The following is a 19,510-nucleotide window of genomic DNA, read 5'->3' as shown; positions in this document are numbered from 1 at the left end:
TGCCAACGGCCGACTGCGCAAGTCCTGAAAGAAAGCGTTTTAAAGCAGGCACCGACAGGGCGGCTAGTGTGCCGGGCTTTCTGCCAGTTTGGTACCGGACTGCTTCCCGCACAGTGACGGATTCGCGTACAGTGCTCCAACGCAGCGCTTACCCGAACTGCCGGCCAGCGCCTGGCAGCCAGGCGAACGGGGAAGCATTGGCCGCCCCCGCCGACACTTTGGTGTCCTTGCGGGCGGCGGCTAAAATTCGGGGGTACGGCCGCGCGGGTCCTCAAATCTTAAGGGCCAGCTCCTCGGCGGCCAGGGCGGCCGCCGGCACCGGGTCCGAAACGTTTTCCGGGGCTATGCGCTGCAGCTCCAGCGGGCGGTGGGGCTGAATGGTGAGGGGCACCAGCTCCACGGCCACATCGCTGGTATCCAGGCCAAAGGCCTGCTGGTCGCTGATGGCCAGCTTATTGAACAGGAAGTAGCCCTGCAGGATAATCCGCTCTTTCAGCGACAGCTGGTTGTCGAAGCTGAGCACTTTGTCGAGCACCACGAAGCGGAAGTCGCCGGGCATGTGGTGCTTTTGCAGCGTGGCATAGCGCGAGGTGATGTCGATTTCGCCCTTGCCGGCCATGTCCTCCAGCACGCGCCGGAACAGCAGGTTGATGCGCGGCTGGATGCGGAAGCCCAACTGGAAGTTGATTTTGTAGGCCACGTCGGGCACCAGCGTCTCCAGGGTGTAGCGCATGCCGAAGGGCTCATTCAGCAGGCTGATGTTGAGAAACCAGTACCGGTCGGCCCGCTTGGGCTTCTTGCGCAGGATGGAGTAGAGAATGCGGGCCTCAATCTGGCGGGCGTTTTTGCTGCGCGTGAGGTACACCAGGTTCGAGGCGTACTTGCTCACGGTCTGGTCCTGGCTCAGCTCCTGCAAAATGGGCAGGTTGTCGGCCCAGTCGGTCATGTCGAGGTAGCGGTTCTTAATCTGGCGGCCTTTGTAGCCCATCCACATGCCCAGAATCAGGCCCCACTCGAAGACGAGGATGCCCAGCCGGTTGAGCAGCTTGGTGATGTTGGCGATGAGAAACGACAACTCGACGGTCAGAAATACCAGCATAATCAGCCCCACCACCGGGATGGCCCAGTGCTTCACACCGCGCAGATACTGCGAGAGCAAAATGCTGGTCATCAGCATGGCCACCGTGATGGAGAAGCCGTATGCCGCCTCCATGTTGCTGCTGGTCTGGAACCAGAGCTGCACGCACACGCAGCCAAACCATAGCAGCCAGTTGATGCTCGGCACGTAAATCTGGCCGCGCTGGTCGGTCGGGAACAGGATGCGCACCTTGGGCCAGAAGTTCAAACTCACCGCTTCGGAAATCAGCGTGTACGAGCCCGAAATCAGGGCCTGCGAGGCGATGATGGTGGCCATGGTGGCGATGATAATCAGCGGAATCAGCCCCCAGGTGGGCGCAATCAGGAAGAAGGGGTTCTGGTCGCTGCTCAGCACCTGGCCCATGTGGTCCATGGTCCAGGCAGCCTGGCCCAGGTAGTTGAGCACGAGGGCCGTTTTCACGAAGAGCCAAGCCGTCCGGATGTTCTTGCGGCCGCAGTGGCCCAGGTCCGAATACAGCGCCTCGGCGCCCGTGGTGCACAGAAACACCGCGCCCAGCAGCCAGAATCCCTTGGGGTACACCGTCAGCAACTCAATGGCGTACCGCGGGTTCAGCGCCTGGAGAATGGCCGGGTGGTGGAAAATCTGAATCAGCCCCAGCGAGCCAATGGTGCTGAACCACACCAGCATGATGGGCCCAAACGAAGCCCCTACTACCTTGGTGCCAAACTGCTGAAACGCAAACAGCAGCGTGATGATGACCAGCACAATGGTGATGATAGTCGTTTCGGTCAACGTGGGGTCGAGCAGCCTCAGCCCCTCAATTGCCGACGATACCGAAATGGGCGGCGTGATGATGCCATCGGCCAGCAGCGTGCCCGCCCCGATGATGGCCGGCCACAGCAGCCACCGGCCCCGGTGCTTCACCAGTGAATAGAGCGAGAAAATACCGCCCTCGCCGTGGTTATCGGCCTCCAGCGTGAGCAGAATGTATTTGATGCTGGTTTGCAGCGTGAGCGTCCAGAACACGGCCGATACGCCGCCATATACGAGCAACTCGCTTACCGGCCGGTCGCCGAGAATGGACTTGAACACGTACAGCGGCGAGGTGCCGATGTCGCCGAAAATGATGCCGAGCGTGACCAGCAGGCCGGCCACCGTGATGCTGCGTTTGTGAATGCTGGTTTCCGTGGGAAGCGCAGCCGTGAGCGTGGACATACCGAAAAGAAATTAGGAAATGGTGGGTGGCCGCTAGGCCACGGGCAAAGTGAAATAGAAGGTGCTGCCAGCGCCGGGCGTGCTTTCCACGCCCAGCGTGCCGCCCTGGCTGACGATAAATTCGCGGGAGATGCTCAGGCCCAGGCCGGTGCCGGCGGCCGCTTCCGGCCCCGCCCCGGGACCCTGCGCAAACCGCTCGAAAATGCGCTGCTGGTGCTCCGGGGCAATACCCGGGCCATCGTCCTGCACCTCCACCCGCACCGTTTGGCCATCGGGCCCGGCGGCGGCCGAAACCACAATCCGGCCGCCCTCGGGCGAGTAGCGCACGGCGTTGGCCAGCAGGTTGAGCAGCACCCAGGCCGCCTTTTCCAGGTCGGCCCGCACCGGTGGCAGGTCGGGGGGCAGCTGCACGTCCAGCACCAGGTGCTTGGGGCGCAGCTGCAGCTGCAGGGGCTCGGTGGCGGCGGCTACCAGCGCAGCCAGGGCGGTGGGGCGCAGGTCGAGGGCAATGGTGGCGCCGGCTTCGAGGCGGGCCACCGTCAGCAGCTCGCTCACCAGGAGCAGCAGGCGCTTGTTTTCCTGCCGCAGGCTGCTCACGATGTCGGCCTGCTCGGCATTGAGCGGCCCGATGCGCTGGTCGAGCAGCAGCTTGAGATTGAAGTTGCTGCTGGAAAGCGGCGTTTTCAGCTCGTGCGAGATGGTGGCCAGGAAGTCGGACTTGGTCTGGTCCAGCTTCTTGAAGGCCGACACGTTGTGCAGCGCAAGGATGGAGCCGATGAACTCCATGCGGTCGGTGGCCGCGTTAAACGAAGTCGCCTCGTGCAGGCCCACCTGGTAGAATACGGCCTCGGCCCCTTCCCCCACGGTGAGGGCCAGGGGCGTGCTGCCCCGCTGAGCGGCGGGCTGCTGCACGTAGGCCAGCAGCTGGCCAAACACCGGGTTGGCCTGCGCCAGCTCCTCGGCCGGCCGGGCCACCACCTCGGCCTCCGGCAGCCCCAGCAGGGCGCAGGCCACGGGATTGGCCACAATCACCTGCCGGCTTTCATCGAGCAGCAGCAGGCCCTCTTCCAGCGTCTGCACGATGCTGGCCACCCGGTTGCGCTCGGTCAGCAGCTCGGCCAGGTTGGCCGTGCGGTACTCGTTGAGGTGCACCAGCAGGCGGTTGAAGGCCCGGGCCACGCTGCCAAACTCGTCGGTGCTTTCCTGCGGGATGCTGGCCGAAAAGTTGCCCGCCGCCGCGTGGTTGATGCTGGCCGTGAGCTTGCGCAGCCCGCCCACGGCCGCTTCCGGCACGCTCAGCACCAGGGCTAGGGCCAGTAGCGCGCCCAGGGTCAACAGGGTTAGCAGCAGGCGGGTGGCGGCGGTGGCGGTGCGGTTGGCCTGCTCGTTTTTGCGGGTGAGGGCGGCCATGTTCAGGGCCACCATGTGGTGGGTGTGCCGGCGCAGCTCAGCCACGGTGGCCAGACGGCCGGCCGGGGCATCCTCGTAGCGACCCAGGGCCTGCACCATGCTGTCGACAAGCTGCTGCTCGCCGGGCTCGGTGATGTTGCCGGCCTCGCGGGTTAGCGCTGTGCTGTAGCGGTTCAGGGCGGCTGGCGCGGCGGCTGGGGTCGCGAGCTCATCCAGCGCCTGCAACATGCGCTGGCCCAGCTGCACCGAGTAGAAATTGTCCTGCAGAATGGCGCGCGAATTCCGGTCCAGCTGGTGCACGGTATCGAAGGCGTAGCCCCCCAGCCCAACCAGCAGGGCCAGCATGGCCACGAATCCCCAGGTGATTTTTGCTTTGAGTGACATAAGGCGGCCGGCTAAGAGAATGGGAACACCCCAGGACTGCGCCGGCCGCAGCGAATGCCAGACCAGAACGGGCCAGGCGTGCTACAATTGCTATAACCAAAATATATTCAGGAGGTTATATTTATTCAAAGCGCGGCCGCTACCGCCCAAAGGCCGCGCACCGGGCCATTATGACCCGGTGCGTTTGTCAGAATGATATGCTTGCGGGTCAGGGCACCGGATTCCGCCCCCGGCAATGGGGCAGCAGCGCGTGTTGAGGCCGCCGCCCAGTGCCGGGCGGCCGGCATTTTGGCGGTCATCACCGAGTAAACAGCGGCCCTGCTTCCAGCCGTCGGGTCTGGTTTTCATTAACTGGTTCAGGCAAATACTTCAGCATATCAACATCTGCCGGGACGTGGTTTGCAACGGTCAGCCGGTGAGCCGGAAAGGAGCTGTTCCGAGGAATTAAACGGAGTCTGGCTTGCGCCATCGAATCCACCATCCGCTTGTTGTGTCTGCTCATTGCTGTCGCTTACCTATGAACCCCACCGAAACGCTTGCCAGCGGTATTGCCGACACTTTCGTCCTGCCCGCACCATTAGCGGCCCTGACCGGCTCAATGGCCGCCTATGCCCTTGTGCACTACCGCTACCAGCCCGAGCGCACGGCCACGGTGCTGCCCGTGGCCGTGCGGCTGGGCGCGCCGGCTGATTTGCTGGCTCCGGTGCTTCAGCTGCATCTTTCGCTGGATGATGCACAGCGGGTGAGCGCGCTGGCTGCCGAGGCCGAGCAGCAAATCCGCACGGCGCTGGCGGCTTTGCCACCCCATTGGGAGCCGGCAATGCAGCCCTGGCACCTGCAAATGACACCCGACAGCGCCGACGCGCCACCCGCCTGGGAAAGCACGGTCACCTTTTTGGGCGATGACGTGACGTTTGCCGTTGCCGGCCGGCCCGCCACTGCCGGCCATTTGCAGGCTGTATTCGAGCAGCTCGGGGCCGCCACCGAAACTACGGTGGGCCAGCTGGAATTTCTGAGCACCGCCGAGCTGGCGCAGCTGGCCGACTTTGCCCAAAGCCCCGTGCGGCTGCCCGCCGGCGCTCCCGCGCAGCTGCACCAGTGGTTCGAAGCCACGGCGCAGCGGCACCCCGCGCGGCCGGCCCTGCTGGGGCCCGCCGGCCCCGTGAGCTACCGCGAGCTGGACGAGCGCGCCAACGCGCTAGCCGACTACCTACGCGCCACGGGCGTGCAACCCGGCGATTTCGTGGGCCTGTTCATCGCCAAATCGACCGAGCTGTACGTGGCCATGTTGGCCGTGCTCAAGGCCGGAGCCGCCTACGTGCCCTTGGACTTAAGCTTTCCGGCCGAGCGGGTGGCCTTTATTCTGAGCGACTGCGGGGCGCGCCTGCTGCTGACCACCGGCCCGGCCCCCGCTCCCGGTGAGTGGGCCGGTACCGCCCTGAACCTGCATAAAAGACCAGCTTATCCGGCCGAGCGCCAGTCGCCCGAACCTGCCCCCGTGCTTTCGCCCGACTCGCCGGCCTACGTCATCTACACGTCCGGCACCACCGGCCAGCCTAAGGGCGTGGTGCTGCCGCACCGCAGCATCGGCCACCTAGTGCAGGCTGAGCAGGCCCTGTTTCAGCCCACCCCCGAGGACCGGGTGGCGCAGGGCTTTTCGGTGGCCTTTGATGCCTCGCTGGAGGAAATATGGCTGGCCTGGGCCGCCGGCGCGGCGCTGGTGCCGGTGCCCGACGAAGTAATGAAAGCGCCCGACGCGTTGCCGGCGTTTCTACTGGCGCAGGGGGTCACGGTGTTTTCCACGGTGCCCACGCTGCTCTCGCTGCTCAATGCGCCGGTGGCCACGGTGCGCCTGCTCATTCTGGGCGGCGAGGTGTGCCCGGCCGAGCTGCTGGCGGCCTGGGGCGGGACCGGCCGGCGCATTGTGAACACCTACGGGCCCACGGAGGCCACCGTCATTGCCACCAGCGCCGACTATGTGCCGGGCCGGCCGCTCACCATTGGGCGGCCGGTGCCGGGCTACGTGGTGCGGCTGCTCGACCAGGCCGGGCAGGCCGTGGCCCCGGGCCTGGAGGGCGAAATCTGCTTGGGCGGAGCCGCGCTGGCCACCGGCTACCTCAACCGGCCCGAGCTCACGGCCAGCAAGTTTATTGAAGCCGATGCCCCCCAGCCGGCCCTGCGCGGCCGCTTCTACCGCACCGGCGATTTGGGCCGCTTCACGGCCGGCGGCGAAGTGGAGTTTCTGGGCCGCATCGACACGCAGGTGAAGCTGCGCGGCTACCGCATCGAGCTGGCCGAAATCGAGGCGCTGCTCTTGCAGTTTCCGGGCGTGCGCAACGCCGCCGTGGCCCTCAAAACCGGCCCCGACGACGTGCCCCGGCTCATTGCCTACCTCATTCTGGCCGCCGGCCACGCGCTGGACGAAGCCGCGCTGCGCACCTTTCTGCGCACCCGACTGGCCGCCTATATGGTGCCGGCGCTGTTCGTGGAAATGGGCAGCTTCCCGGCCCTGACCAGCGGCAAAGTCGACCGCAAGGCCCTGCCCTACCCGCAGGCTACCGCAGCGGAGTCGGACCGGGTGCTGATGGCCCCGCGCACGCCCGCCGAAGCGGCCCTCCTTCCCATGTGGCAGCAGCGCTTCGGCACGAAGGCCATTTCCGTTACCGACGATTTTTTCGACCTTGGCGGCAACTCCCTGCTGGCCTCGCTGCTGGTGTCGGAGCTGCGGCGGCGGCCCGAGTTTGCCGGCCTCTCGGTGCGCGACCTCTACGCCGGCCGTACCATCGAGGGCCTGGCCCGCTCCGCGGTAACGCCCACCGAGGCCGATGCGCCCACGACCGGCTTCAGCACCGAGCCGGCCGCCACCAGCCCCGCCGCTTCGGCGGGCGTGCGGGCGGTCACGGCGGGGCTGCAGCTGCTTTCGGCTACTTTATTCTACGCGCTGCCCGTCACCACGCTGCTGTTTTCGTTGCGCCGCACGGGCATGGCGCACTGGCACTGGCTGCCGCTGCTGGGGCTGTCGCTGGCCTCGCTGCTGGCCTACCTGCCCCTGTATGGCCTGCTGGTGGTGGCGGTGAAGTGGCTCGTTATCGGGCGGTTCCGGGCGGGCAACTACCCGCTGTGGGGCTTCTACTACCTGCGCTTCTGGCTGGTGAAAAAGGCTGTCGAATCGGTGCCCGCCTACCTGCTCACCGGCACGCCTTACCTCAATGCCTTTTACCGCCTGCTGGGGGCGAAAATAGGTCCGCATGTTCACCTCAACTCCAACCGCCTGCTGGCCTTCGACCTGATTACCATCGGCGCGGGTGCCAGCATTGCCCCCGAGGCTGGCCTGCTGGGCTACCGCGTGGAAGCCGGCCGCCTGCTGCTGGGCCCCATCGAAGTGGGTGAAAATGCCTACGTGGGCCTGCGGGCGGTGCTGCGCAACAACTCCCGCCTCGGGGCCGAGGCCGTGCTCGAAGACCTGTCGGCGCTGGCCGCCGGCCACGAAGTGCCCGCCTACGAGGTGTGGGCCGGCTCGCCGGCCCGGCGCGTGCGCACCCTGGCCCCGGCCGACTGCCCGCCCGTGCTTCGGCCCGGCCAAAGCACCCGCCTGGGCTTCCTGGCCCTGCAAACCGGCGCGCTGCTGCTGGTACAACTGCTGCCGGCCGGCAGCGCCCTGCCGGTGGTGGGCCTGTTCTACGAGGCCGTGCTGCGCTACGGCTGGCTGGCGGCGCTGGCGCTGCTGCTGCCCCTCTCCACGCTGTACGTGGTGCTTTCCATCCTGGTATCGGCCTTGTTTGTGCGGATGGGCACCAGCCGGCGCGGCGCGGCCACGCACTCGCTCCACAGCCGGGCCTACGTGCAGCAGTGGTTCGTCGACGCCATTCTGGCCGAGAGCCTGCGCCTGCTACGGCCGCTCTACGCCACTATCTACACGCCGTTTTACCTGCGGCTGCTGGGCGCGCGCATCGGCCGGCGGGCCGAGGTTTCCACCCTCAATCACCTCTCGGTGGACCAGCTGACGGTAGGCGCGGAGGCTTTTCTGGCTGACTCGGTCAGCATTGGCGCGCCGCGGGTGCAGCGCGGGGTGCTCACCATCGCGCCCACGGTTATCGGAGCGCGCTCGTTTATCGGCAATAGCGCGGTGGTGCCCGGCGGCACCACACTGGGCAGCGGCATCCTGATTGGGGCCCTATCTACGGCCCCGGCCACCACGCCGGCCGACGACACCTCCTGGGTGGGCTCGCCAGCCTTTGCCCTGCCCAACCGGCCGGACAGCCACGCCTTTCCGGCCAGCCTCACCTTTGCCCCACCCCGCCGGCTGGTGCTGGCCCGGGGGCTGATTGAGTTCTTCAAAATAACGCTCCCCTATTGCTTCGCTTTCCTGAGCTTCGGGCTGCTCTATCACTACTGCGTCGAGCACCCGGCCCTGCCCTTCTGGCGCGTGGTGCTGGGCGGCACCGGTATTTTTCTGGCCTCCATTTTCAGCCTGACCCTGCTCACGGTGGCGCTCAAATGGACGATAATCGGACGCTACGTGCCGGCCGAGAAGCCGCTGTGGTCGTCCTTCGTCTGGCGTAGCGAATTGGTTAACTCCCTGTGCGAAAGCTACGTGTATCCGTTCTGGGAAGCGCTGCTGCTGGGTACGCCGTTCGCGGCCATTTTCTTCCGCTGGATGGGTTCTGACTTTGGCAAGCGTGTGTACCTGGATACCACCGAAATCACGGAGTTTGACCTGGCCCATGTCGGCGACCAGGCCGAGCTGGCCAGCGGCGTCACCGTCCAGACCCACCTCTTTGAGGACCGGGTGATGAAGATGTCGCACCTGCGCATTGGCGCCGGGGCCTCGGTGGGCGTGTCGGCCGTGGTGCTATATGATTCGGAGATGGAGGCCGGGGCCCGTCTGCGCAGCCTCTCGCTGCTGATGAAGGGCGAGCGGCTGCCCGCCCACACTACCTGGCAGGGCATTCCGTGCTCGTTCGTGCCGTAATGGCGGCATCCCCATTGCCTTTTTATCACTGCTGGCGGGCCCGTCTCGGCCCGGTGCCCCCGGCCGCGCTGGCTACCCTCTCGGCCGCCGAGCAGGCCCGGCATGCGCGGTTTCTGGCGGCCAGGCCCGCGCAGGCTTATGCCGGGGCGCACGTCTTTTTGCGGGCCGTGCTGGGGCACTATACCCACCAGCCCCCGGCCGTGCTGGCCCTGGGCGTGGACGCGCGCCGGAAGCCTGTCCTGACCACGGCCCCACCCTTGTGGTTCAACCTGAGCTACCGCGCCGACTGGGCCTTGCTGGCCGTTTCCAACCAGGGCGAGGTGGGCGTCGACCTCGAAGCTATCCGGCCCGTAGCCGGGGCGGCCGCCTTGGTCGACTACCTGTTTTCGCCGGCCGAGCGCGCCGTGCTGCGGGCGGCGGGGCGCTCCGCGTGGCGGGCGCTGTTCTATGCCATCTGGACCCGCAAGGAAGCCTGGGCCAAGTGCTCGGGCATGGGGCTGGCGCTGCCGTTCGCGGGCTTCTCGGTGGCGCGGCGGCGCGGTTCGGCCATTGCCTGGCAAGTGCCCGGCCCCGGCCAGCTTCAGGGCTTTGTGGTAGATGAGGGCCACGCGGGTGCCCTGGCCTGCGCGGCACCAACGGCCGTCAGCTGGCAGCATTTCGATTTTCCATCCCGGCTGCCGGTGGCGGCCCTTCCATTTCCCTGATGAAGTTTTTCGTGGCCCTGTTGTGGGCGTTGCCATTTTTTGCTGCCGGCCAGGTGCTGCCGCCCGCTGCCCCCAACCCGGCCCCGCCCGTGGTGGCGGCCGATAGCAGCGCCGGCTGGGAGCTGCGGCTCGATTATGAGGCGCGCACCAGCTATCTGGGCCGCGAATACGGCAGCCACGCCTACTCCCTCAACCCGCAGGTGAGCTACTCAGCCGCCAATGGCCTTTACGGTCGGCTCGAAGGCCTGTATTTCAGCCCTGTGCGGCCGGGCTACGTGTACACCAGCCTGGAGCTGGGCTACGCCGGCGAGTTTACCGATAACTGGAGCTACTCGCTGTCGGGCAGCCGCACGTTCTACGCCGGGCGCATCACGAAGAAGGATTCGGTGCTGCGCAACAACCTGGAAGCCTACACCCAATATGCCCTTGGCCCGGTGGCGCTGGGCCTGGACTACAACTTCTTGTTCGACCATTTCCAGGCCCACACGCTTGGTCTGAACCTGAGTGTACCGCTGGAAAAAGGGCACTGGCTGGGCTTTGATAAGGTGAGCTTTACGCCAGCGGCGGAGCTAGACTGGGGCTCTTCGCTGGCGCTGTTGCGCTTCGGCACCCTGGCCACGCCGCTCGACCAGAACTTTGCCAAAATCGACCAGCCCAGCCTGCGCCTAGTGCCGCTGGCCTACGAGTTCAGCTTCCCGCTGGAAGTGCAGCGCGGACCGCTGGCCCTGAACCTGGCCGGCCACCTGCTGGCCCCGCTGCGGGTTCGCGGAGAAACCCAGGCTCCGCCCGCGTTCGGCTACCTGAGTGCGGCGCTCATCCTGCGCCTCCCCGCGAAGTAGCAGGCAGGCATAAGATTATCGTGCAAAACACAGTTTTGCAATGTGTTATACTCGTTACGAAGTAGGGTGCGGGGCCTGCCCCCGCCCGTCGTTGAACGGTATCGTTGAAACCATGCGAACGACGGGCGGGGGCAGGCCCCGCACCCTACTTCGTAACGAGTATAATAACCCGTGAGCCACTTTGCACCGGGTTCGAAGAGCAGCGTCAATCGGCCGCCGCCCGGACCGGGTGCCAGCGCCAGCCGTCGCGCGGGTTGAATTCCAGGGACGGGGTTGGCAGCTTAAGGAACTGCGTGGTCCCGAGCAGCATATGGCCGGTGGAACCAACGGGAACCAGCCGGGCCAGGTCGAGGTCAGGGGCCAGGTAGAACTGGCGCACACGCCGGAAAACGAGGGGCCGGCCATCAGCCCCGTACAGCGGCGGGTTGGCGCTACCCCCGGTCATGCCACTGCCGCTGTAACCTAGGTCGAGGTTCAGCCAGCGCGGAAAGGAGGGGCCGACGGGCAGCACGCTCGCTACATTGACTGAGAGCCAGTACTGCTGGCCGTTGTAGTCCTTCAGCAGTTGGGCAAAACGGCGGCGGCCCAGCAATTCCGGCCGGTACTGCGGGTAAATACTGCTCCGAAAGCCATAGCGAAGGCTCAGGGGTTGCTGGCCCAGGCCGACTTGCTGGCCCACAAACAGGGCCACGCCGGCCGCATTGGCCGCCATGTCGCCCTTGGAAAATCCCCAGCCTTGGGAATGGCCGTCGAACACTTCAATCGTGCTTTGGAACAGCAGCGCAATAGCCCCGCCAGTGAGGGCCGCAGTCCGGTCAGGCACGCCGCTCCACCGAAATAGCTCGTATTCGCCCCGGCTAATGGCGTAGGCCGTGGTGGCGTGGCCCACCTTGTCCATTTGCAGCCACTCGTTATTGTCGTTGAAGAAATGGAAAGGCACGCGTCGGGTGTACCACGTTTTGCCCAACAGGTAGGTGCTGAGGGCGTAGAGCACGGTCGTGCCCACCACCACGCCCACCAGCCGCCCGGAGTTGATGCCATCCGGGTGGCTGGTCGGGTCGGGCGGTGCCGGGAACGGCGGCAGTGCTTGCGCCGCCACCGGGGCGTGGCCCAAGATTACGGCCGTGCTTCCCAGGCAGGCAATCAGGCGAATGGTGCGAAACGACACAACTAGTGGGCGTGCATTTAATCAACGGTTTGGATAAGCAAACTTACTTCCTGATGCTATGCCGGTCACTGTTGGGCCAGGTGTTTCAACCAGCAACCCAAGCCGCCGCCGGCCCTGCGCAACAGCAGCTACTTTTTGCGGGCCCGCTCGCTCTTGCTGCTGTACACCCACTCGTACACCGTGGGCAAAATCAGCAGGGAGAGGATGGTGGCCGTTATAAGCCCGCCGATGACGACAATGGCCAGCGGCTTCTGCGTTTCGGAGCCGATGCCGTGGCTGAGGGCAGCTGGCAGCAGGCCCAGCGAGGCCATCAGGGCCGTCATGATGACCGGGCGTAGCCGCGATTTGGCGCCTTCCTTGATGGCGGGCACCAGGTCCATGCCATCGCGCAGGTTGTGGCGGAACTTGTTCACCAGAATTACGCCGTCCTGGGTGGCCACGCCAAATAGGGCGATGAAGCCCACGCCCGCCGAGATGCTGAAGTTGACGCCCGTAATGAGCAGCGCCGCAATGCCGCCAATGAGGGCAAAGGGCACGTTGAGCAGCACCAGCGTCGAATCCAGGGCGTTGCCGAACGACACGAAGAGGATGAAGAAAATGGCCAGAATCGAAATCGGCACCACGATGCTGAGCTGGCGCTGGGCTCGCTGCTGGTTTTCAAACTCGCCGTTCCACTGGGTGCGGTAGCCTTCGGGCAGCGGCACGGTCTTGGCCACTTTTTGCTGGGCCTCAGCTACTGTTGAGCCCAGGTCACGCCCGCGCACCGAAAATTTCACAGCGATGAAGCGGGCATTGTCTTCGCGGTAGATAAAGGCCGGGCCGGACACGTTTTTGATAACGGCCAATTCGCCCAGCTTGATTTTGCCACCGTTTAGCGTCGGTACCAACAAGTCGCCGATGGCCTCCACCGATGAGCGGAAGGGCTGGTCGTAGCGCAGCCGCAGGTCGAATTTCTTCTCGCCCTCAAATACCGAGCTGACCGCCTTGCCGCCGATAGCCATTTCGATAACGGCGTTGGCATCGGCCGCCGCCACGCCGTACTGGGCCATTTTGTCGGGGTCGAGGGTGATGCGCAGCTCGGGCTGGCCCAGGTTGCGGAACACACCCAGGTCTTCCACGCCCTTGATTTTGTGCATCACGTTGTACACGGCCGTGGCCTTTTTGTCGAGCAGGTCCAGGTCGGGGCCGGTGATTTTGATGGCCAGCGAGCCTTTCACGCCCGACACGGCTTCCTCCACGTTGTCGGAAATGGGCTGCGAGAAGTTGAAGTCGACCCCGCGGAAGCGGTTCAAATCGTGCTGCATCTCGGCAATCAGCTCGTCTTTGGAAATTTTGCGCTTCCAGTCATCCGCCGGGAACAGGTCCACGAAGAACTCCTGGTTGAAGAAGCCCGTGGCGTCGGTGCCGTCGTTGGGGCGGCCGGTTTGCGAAATCACGCCCCGCACCTCGGGGTACTTCTCAAACACTTGCCGGAATTGCTTGGTGTAGTGGTACGAATCTTCCAGGCTGATGCTCAGCGGCATCGAAGCCCGCACGTAAATCGAGCCCTCGTTGAGGTGCGGAAGAAACTCGGTGCCCACGAAGTGGAAGGCGCCCACGCCCAGCACCAAGACCACCAGGGCCGTGCCCATAGCCCGGCGCGGATAGGCCATCACCTTGTCGAGCAGGGGCGCGTAGGTCCGGTTCAGGAACTCGATGAGCGGGTTGTGGCGCTCGCGCACGTTCTTGTTTAGCAGGATGCTGGATAGCACCGGCACCAGCGTAAGGGCCAGCAGCAAGGCCCCGAGCAGCGCGAAGCTGATGGTGTAAGCCAGTGGGCTAAATAGCTTGCCCTCGACTTTCTGGAAGGAAAATATTGGGATAAAGGCCGTGATGATGATGAGCTTTGACGTGAAGATGGACTTGCCCATCTCCAGGCCCGTGCTCAGGATGCGGCCCATCTTCGCCCGCTTGTTGAAGCGTTCCATGCCGTCGTGCTCGGCCCAGAGCGCCAGCATCACAAATAGGCCCTCGACCATCACCACGGCCCCGTCGATAATAATGCCGAAGTCGATGGCCCCGATGCTCAACAAGTTAGCACTCATGCCCTTGATTCGCATCAGAATAAAGGCAAAAAGCAGGGCCAACGGAATAACCAGCGCCACGGTCACCGTGGTGCGCCAGTCGGCCAGGAAGAGCAGCAGCACGATGGTCACCAGCAGGATGCCCATGGCTACGTTTTCGCCCACGGTGCGCAGGGTGTGCTGGTTGAGCTCGGTGCGGTCGTAGAACACCTTGATTTTGGTGTCCTTGGGCAGGATGGTTTCGTTCAGGTCCTTCACCTTGGCTTCGAGCACGGGCAGCACGGCCCCGGGATTTTCGCCCTTGCGCATGAGCACGATGCCTTCCACCACGTCGTCGTCGGCATCGCGGCCCACCACGCCCAGCGGCGGCAGGTAGCTGGCCTGCACCGTACCAATGCTCCGCACGAGCACGGGCACGCCGTTGACGTTTTTAATCATGATTTTCTCGATGTCGGGCACGCTGGTCACAATGCCGATGCCGCGCACCACGAAGGCCTGCTGGCCCTCGCGCAGCACGTCGCCACCCACGTTCACGTTCGATTTTTGCAGGGCCGAGTACACGTCGAGCGCCGTCAGGCCGTATTTGCTCAGCAAGCCGGGGTTGGCGGCTACCTCGAAAGTGCGGACCCGGCCGCCGAAGCTCACCACGTCGGCCACGCCGGGCACGGCGCGCAGGTTTTTCTCAATCGTCCAGTCTTCCAGCGTTTTCAGGTCCGCCACGGAGCGCGTTTTGGAGACGAGCGTGTAACGATAAATCTCGCCGGTGGGGCCGGTGGGGGGCTGCACATTGGCGGCCACGCCGTCGGGCAGGTTCACGTTGGCCAGTTTCTGGGCCGCTTCCATCCGGGCATTGAAGTTGTCGGTGCCGTCCTCGAACACGATTTTGATGAACGAAAGCCCGAACAGGTTAATCGAGCGAATCACCGTTTTGTGGGTGATGGAGTTCATCTCCGTCTCAATCGGGACGGAGATGAAGCGCTCCACTTCCTCGGCCGAGCGGCCCGGCCACTGCGTGATAATGACCACCTCGGTATTGGTCACGTCGGGATAGGCCTCCACGGGCGTGTAGTAGAACGACACGGCCCCGGCCACCACCACCAGCGCGGTGATGAAAAAGATGACGTAGGGATGCCGCAGCGAAAAGCCGATGAGTCCCTTGATAATTTTATTCATGAGAATTTGATTGGCCCGGCCAGGGGCCGGTCATGCTGAGCGGAGCAGAGTCGAAAACTCCCTGCCGCAGGTGTAATCAAATGGAGTGGTGGCGAAGCAGCCGGGCGGCTTCGGGGCAGGCGGGGCGGTGGCCAGTCGAGCCGGGCGTTCTGCCCGGTTTTTTGCCTTGGCCGGCTGCCTTAGCTACCTTTTAAGTCGTTGTATAGCAGCAGGCTGCCTTGTGTCACCACCAGGTCGCCGTCGTGCAGGCCGCCGGTCACGAAGCGGTAGCGCGCACTGGAGCGCAGCACCTTCACCGGCACCACTTCGTAGGCCACGCTGGCATTCTGCTCGGGGCTAGGCTCGGGCGCGCCGGCCTTGCGGCGGATGACGTAGTACTGGTCGTTGGAAAAGATGACGGCTGTGGGGTTCACGGCCAGGGCCTGCCCGGCCTGGGGCTGGCTCAGGGTGATGGTGCAGAACATGTCGGGCTTGAGCAGGCCGTCGGGATTATCCAGCTCGACGCGGGCCTGCAGCACCCGCGTATCGGCGTCGACCACGCTGGAAACGTTCGTGATTTTGCCCTGGAACGTGCGGTCCGGGTAGGCCAGCGCGGTGATGATGACCGGCAGCCCGACCTTCACCACGGCGGCGTCCGACTCGTACACGTTAATCAGCACCCACACCCGCGTTAGGTTGGAAATGGTGAAGAGCGGCATCGTGTTGTCGGCCCGCAGCTGCATGCCGGGGTTGATGTTGCGCTCGACTACGAAGCCGCTCACGGGCGCCTTCACCGTATATACGGGCTTGCCGCTGGCGGCACCGCTGCCATTGGCGCCATATACTTTCAGCACCTGCTCGGCTCCCCGAAAGGCAGAACGGGCCTTTTCGAGCTGCGCCCGGGCCGCCACTAGGTCGCTCTGCGATGCGAAGCTGGACTTGTAGAGCTGCTCCGTATTGGCGGCGTTGCGGGCGGCCACGGCCAGGTCGGCTTTGGCCGCGTTGTAGGTGTTGAGGTAGCCGCTCACGTCGGCACTCTGCACGCGGGCCAGGAGCTGCCCCTGAGTTACCCGCGCACCCAGGGCGGCGTTCACGTCCAGCACGTTCCCGCTCACGACCGGAAAAATCCGGTCCACCCGGCTCTGGTCGTAGCTCACCTTACCGGTGAACCGCAAATCCTGCTCGGGGGAGCGCAGGTGCACCGTGTCGGTGCGGTAGCCGCTGCTCAGGTCTTTGGTATTGACGGGAAGCTCTTCCGATTTGGAACCGCAGCCGCTGAGGCTACCGGCTCCTACGGCCGCACAAAGCAGCCCCGAAAGCAAACGGGAGGACAAAAACATAGTAATTGGAGAAAAAAAAGATGTGCCGAGGCGCCCACTAACCAGCCGCCGCCAACGCGGATTAATTGGTAAAAACCGGGGTATTCGTGACGTAGTTGACTTGCTGCTTGGCCAGCTCCAGGCGGTTGCCCACGTCGATGAGGTGCATCTGGGCATCTTTATAAGCCCGGATTTTGTCGATGAAGCTCACCAGGTCAATCAGGCGCAGCTGGTAGTCGCGGGTGGCGTTGCGGCTCACGTCCTGAATGCTGGCCACGAAGCGCGGGGTCACGCGGCGGCGCAAATCCGTGGCGTGCTGCAGCTGCTCCACGGCGGCGGCCACGTCCTGCTCTACTTGTAGGTTCACCTGGCTCAGCACATTGCCGCTCTGCTGAATGCCCACCTGCGCGGCCTGCACGTTGCCCTGGTTGCGATTGAACACGGGCACATCCATGGCGGCCTGCAGCATGTAAAAATTGGCGTACGTGCTGCCGTACGATGCGTAGGAGGCCCCCACCGCTACCTTGGGCACCGCCAGCGCCTGCTGGAGCCGAAGGTTTTGCTGCGCATAAGTGGTCTGACGGGTAGCGGCGCGCAGGTCGGGGCGGGCCTGGTACGCCAGCGTGGTGAGGTCAGCCCGCGTGGGCAGCGTGGCCGGCGGGTCGGGCAGCAGTGGCTGCCCTTCGGGCGCTACAAACGTGGTGCCCGGCGTGGCCAGGAAGACCCGTAGCGCCGCCTCATCGCCGCTCAACTGCACCAGCTGGTCCGAGTGGTCTTTTTCCAGGCTTTCGCGCTCCAACTCCAGGCGCGTCACCTCAAAGCCGGCCACGGTGCCCAGACGCAGCTGCTCCTGGAAGCCGATGAGCAGGCGGTCGAGCTGGTCGCGCTGCTGCTGCAGCAACAGGAGCCGCCGCCGTTCCGCGATGACGTTGTAAAACGTCTGCACCAGTTGGTAGCGCCCCGTGCGCATCAAATCCTCAAAAGCGGCCTGCTGCACTTCGGCGTTGGTGCTGCTCAGCTGCACGAGCTTGGCGCGGGAGTGCGACAGGTTGATGAGCTGCTGCACCTGAATGTTCACCGTGTTGCCCGTGGCGTTGCCGTTGTTTTCGGGCACGTCGGCACCGTGTTTGGCACCAAACGGAAACAGGGTTTTGGTGGCTGGATTATAGGCGTTGGCCCCCACCGAAATATTGGGGTTATCCCGCAGCTTGGCCTGAATCACCGCTGCCTGGGCCAGGTTCACGTTGAAGCGTTGGGCAATCAAATTATAGTTGCGCTGAATAAACAGGGCCAGGGCCTGGTCCAGGTCGACGTGCAGTGTGTCGGTAGGGCCAGGCGTTGCGCTCACCGGCACCCCGGTAGGCAGCACTCCCGGCATGGCCGGATACTGCCCGTAGGGCGATGGTGAAGCGGAGTTTGCAGCAGTCCCACTGTTGGTTTGACTGGGCTGCTTCGGTTGTGTTGATGGCCGGGCGGCCGGCCCGTAGCCGGGAGCAGGTTGCCCAGGCATTTGGGCCGGGGTGTTACTGGGCGTACCACCCGGGGGCCGGCTCATGCTGAAGGAGGGCGTGGTAGTAGCCGGGCGCTGGGCCGCAGCCGGGCCGGCCAGTACGGCTACGGCGAGCAGCAGTGCGGCGGTTCCGAAGGATTTCATGACAGTAAAAAGGCGGTATTAAGGAGAGAGCCGGGCTTGCGTCCGAAGTGCGCGTTGTAGATTTATATTCCTGATTATCAAAATTATAACCCAATTTCATGCCTTGCTAATGCCACGCAGGCCTCAGGCGGCCACGCGGTAGCCGATGCTGTGCACGGTTTCGAGGAAGTTGGGCGACGCGAAGCTGGCCAGTGCCCTGCGCAGGTTCTTGATGTGCACGTCGATGTAATTGGAGGCGCGTTGGCTGGCCGCATCGTCGCCCCACACATGAGCGCCCAATTGCTGGCGCGTGAGGGGGTAGCCGCGATGCAGCAATAGGTAGTGTAGCAAACCAAATTGTTTGCTGCTGAGCGGCACGAGGCACGCATTATGGCGCAGGGTGTGGGCAGCCGGGTCCATCACAAACCCGTTGCCAAACCGGATTTTGGGGTCTTGCAGCCTGAACCGGCGGCGCACAATGGCCTGCATCCGGCGTTCCAGCTCGGGCAGCAGCACGGTGTTGGGCAGGCAATCGTCGGCGCCCAGGTCGAAGGCTTTAAGGTGAACGCCCCCTGCGGAGGCGGTGAGGACGATGAACGAAGCCGGCTGCAGCGGGTCGAGCACGGCCGCGCGCAACAGCGCCAGGCCGTCGCCGTCGGGCAGTTCGGCGGCCAGCAGCACAAAATCGTATTCGTGCCGGGCCAGCCGCTCAACGGCGGCAGCGTGGGTGGCAGTACAGTCGACCAGGTAGTGGGCCTGCTGCAAGAAGTGGTACAACTGCTGGCAAAAAGCTTCTTCAGAATGAATGACCAGAACGCGCATAAAGGTTGATTGGGAAATAAATGGAGCAGGTAAGGGTGGCCGCCGAACGGCACCCGGTTACCTGCCGGCTACAGCAGTGTGCCTTTGAGGAAAATCAATACCATCGGAATGCAGATGACCCGCCTAGTCACGTCCAGGCGCGCGGCCACGAACGGCGCAGTGGACGAGCCAGGCCATTCGTGGCCAGGCTGGCCGGCAGCTCGCGGGCCGCGCCTACCCGGGCGGCACTGCTACCTTCCCAGCTTTGGGTGATGGCGGCGCGCCGCTGGCGGCTACCGGCCCCGAAAAGGGGCGTGTATCGCAGGTTCCACTCCGTATCGTCGGCGGGGGCGTAGCCTGAGGTGGCTTCGGTTTCATTGAAAACGGTTTGGGCGGGGCCGCAGGAATGAGGGAGGCAGGTGCCCTCGCCCAGACCCCAGCAGGTATAGTTAGTGGGCTGGGGCGTGCCTGCTGGTGGGCTGGAGCGCCACGAATTAGTCCGCACGGGAGTCTGAGCACGTGCCATTCTCAGGTTCGGAGGCACGAGGCACAATAAGGAAATTCCGCAAAAAAGCATGCCGGACATCGAAGTATCTATTACTTAAAATACTGCTCCCGGAAGGCCACTTTCACCCGAAGGCGATGGGCACCGGCTGGCAATGCCAACCGTATGAGGATACAAGATTAATGCCCATGAAATGAATGTCTTATGAGTAATATAATGATTTATTTATTCATTTGTCCTACACCT

Annotated in this window: 11 protein-coding genes; 3 read left to right on the top strand and 8 right to left on the bottom strand. The window is 64.3% G+C overall.

The window, feature by feature from the left end; all coding sequences use genetic code 11:
- Positions 1-271 precede the first annotated feature (271 nt).
- Both HBN54_RS17575 and HBN54_RS17570 read right to left on the bottom strand, forming a co-directional pair.
- Positions 272-2,314: a KUP/HAK/KT family potassium transporter gene (locus tag HBN54_RS17575; protein ID WP_168674535.1), complete on the bottom strand. Its 2,043-nt coding sequence runs from the start codon at positions 2,312-2,314 to the stop codon at positions 272-274.
- Between the two features lie 33 nt (positions 2,315-2,347).
- The gene (locus HBN54_RS17570) at positions 2,348-4,108 is read right to left on the bottom strand and encodes a HAMP domain-containing sensor histidine kinase (RefSeq protein WP_168674534.1); all 1,761 of its coding nucleotides are present in this window, start codon (positions 4,106-4,108) and stop codon (positions 2,348-2,350) included.
- A gap of 517 nt (positions 4,109-4,625) precedes the next feature.
- Between HBN54_RS17570 and HBN54_RS17565 the strand changes: the two genes are divergently transcribed.
- Genes HBN54_RS17565 through HBN54_RS17555 form a run of 3 tightly spaced genes read left to right on the top strand, consistent with a single transcriptional unit; the run spans position 4,626 to position 10,623 of the window.
- Entirely contained in the window at positions 4,626-9,080 is a 4,455-nt protein-coding gene (locus tag HBN54_RS17565; RefSeq protein WP_168674533.1) for a Pls/PosA family non-ribosomal peptide synthetase, read from the top strand.
- Positions 9,062-9,784: a 4'-phosphopantetheinyl transferase family protein gene (locus tag HBN54_RS17560; protein WP_210428101.1), complete on the top strand. Its 723-nt coding sequence runs from the start codon at positions 9,062-9,064 to the stop codon at positions 9,782-9,784. Before HBN54_RS17565 ends, HBN54_RS17560 begins: the two co-directional genes overlap by 19 nt.
- On the top strand, positions 9,784-10,623 hold the full coding sequence (locus HBN54_RS17555; protein ID WP_168674531.1) for a hypothetical protein: 840 nt from the start codon (positions 9,784-9,786) through the stop codon (positions 10,621-10,623). The genes HBN54_RS17560 and HBN54_RS17555 overlap by 1 nt, the downstream gene beginning before the upstream one ends.
- A gap of 205 nt (positions 10,624-10,828) precedes the next feature.
- Here the strand turns inward: HBN54_RS17555 and HBN54_RS17550 are convergent, their stop codons facing one another.
- The 6 genes from HBN54_RS17550 to HBN54_RS17525 form a co-directional block, all read right to left on the bottom strand.
- Positions 10,829-11,791, bottom strand: a complete 963-nt coding sequence (locus tag HBN54_RS17550) for a DUF2279 domain-containing protein (RefSeq protein ID WP_317170246.1) — start codon at positions 11,789-11,791, stop codon at positions 10,829-10,831.
- 128 nt (positions 11,792-11,919) lie between these two features.
- Complete coding sequence (locus HBN54_RS17545; protein ID WP_168674530.1) at positions 11,920-15,027, bottom strand: efflux RND transporter permease subunit; 3,108 nt, start codon at positions 15,025-15,027, stop codon at positions 11,920-11,922.
- A 179-nt stretch (positions 15,028-15,206) separates the two neighbouring features.
- Positions 15,207-16,346 (bottom strand): efflux RND transporter periplasmic adaptor subunit, encoded by a 1,140-nt coding sequence (locus tag HBN54_RS17540; protein ID WP_168674529.1) that lies wholly within the window; start codon positions 16,344-16,346, stop codon positions 15,207-15,209.
- Positions 16,347-16,407: 61 nt separating this feature from the next.
- On the bottom strand, positions 16,408-17,979 hold the full coding sequence (locus tag HBN54_RS17535) for a TolC family protein (protein ID WP_168674528.1): 1,572 nt from the start codon (positions 17,977-17,979) through the stop codon (positions 16,408-16,410).
- A gap of 123 nt (positions 17,980-18,102) precedes the next feature.
- Complete coding sequence (locus HBN54_RS17530) at positions 18,103-18,780, bottom strand: response regulator transcription factor (RefSeq protein WP_168674527.1); 678 nt, start codon at positions 18,778-18,780, stop codon at positions 18,103-18,105.
- 127 nt (positions 18,781-18,907) lie between these two features.
- Positions 18,908-19,285, bottom strand: a complete 378-nt coding sequence (locus HBN54_RS17525; protein WP_168674526.1) for a hypothetical protein — start codon at positions 19,283-19,285, stop codon at positions 18,908-18,910.
- Positions 19,286-19,510: the final 225 nt, after the last annotated feature.

This window comes from Hymenobacter artigasi, from assembly GCF_012275535.1.
GTDB classification, from domain to species: Bacteria; Bacteroidota; Bacteroidia; order Cytophagales; family Hymenobacteraceae; genus Hymenobacter; species Hymenobacter artigasi.
The sequence above is the reverse complement of the archived record's forward strand: the minus strand, read 5'-3'. Positions and strand labels throughout refer to the sequence as shown.